Raw genomic sequence first — 709 nt, 5'->3', positions numbered from 1 at the left:
TAATTAAAGTATACGTCTCACTATCGGCAGGACCATCAGGATTCTCATCATTAGTTCCTACATCTCCACTTACAGGAGTGTTGACATACGTATTGTTAATATCATCGATCGCTAAGATCTCATTTCCGTCTCCATTTGGTGAGATCGTTAGGTATACCGTTGCTTGATCACAGGCACTTGGCGTACCATCATCACACACCTCATACACAAACTGATCCGTACCAGTTGCACCAGGGTTTGGAGTATATACAAACGTTCCGTCAGCATTCAGTACGACAGTACCATTACTTGGACCACTTACAGGGGTCGTATTGACCGTCTGAGTATCTCCCTCGGGATCGTTGTCGTTATCTAGTACATTACCAGCGATATCCTCATCTGGATTCCCATTATAAGCATCGTCATTGGCAACCGTAGTGTTATCACCACCATTGTCAATTACTGTAATGGTTACCGTAGCAGTATCACATAGTGCAGGAGTACCATCATCACAAACAGTATATTCAAAACTATCCTCTCCTTCAAATCCAGGATCTGGAGTATACGTGTACGTTCCGTCAGGATTCACAACAACAGTTCCGTTAGCAGGATCCGTATTGTCCGTTACAGTAATCTCATCTCCATCTGGATCAAAGTCATTTGAAAGTACTGTTCCACTCACTGGAGTATCAACCAAAGTCGTATTGGTATCCGCATTGGCAATCGGAGC

1 protein-coding gene is annotated in these 709 nt (G+C 43.6%); it reads right to left on the bottom strand.

Features of this window, described 5'->3' with window-relative positions; translation table 11 throughout:
- A partial coding sequence (locus tag ULVI_RS00750) for an Ig-like domain-containing protein (RefSeq protein ID WP_157632538.1) occupies positions 1-709 on the bottom strand: 709 nt, incomplete at both ends.

The organism is Cochleicola gelatinilyticus (assembly GCF_001637325.1).
Lineage (GTDB): Bacteria > Bacteroidota > Bacteroidia > Flavobacteriales > Flavobacteriaceae > Cochleicola > Cochleicola gelatinilyticus.
This window is presented reverse-complemented; position numbering and strand designations above follow the sequence as displayed.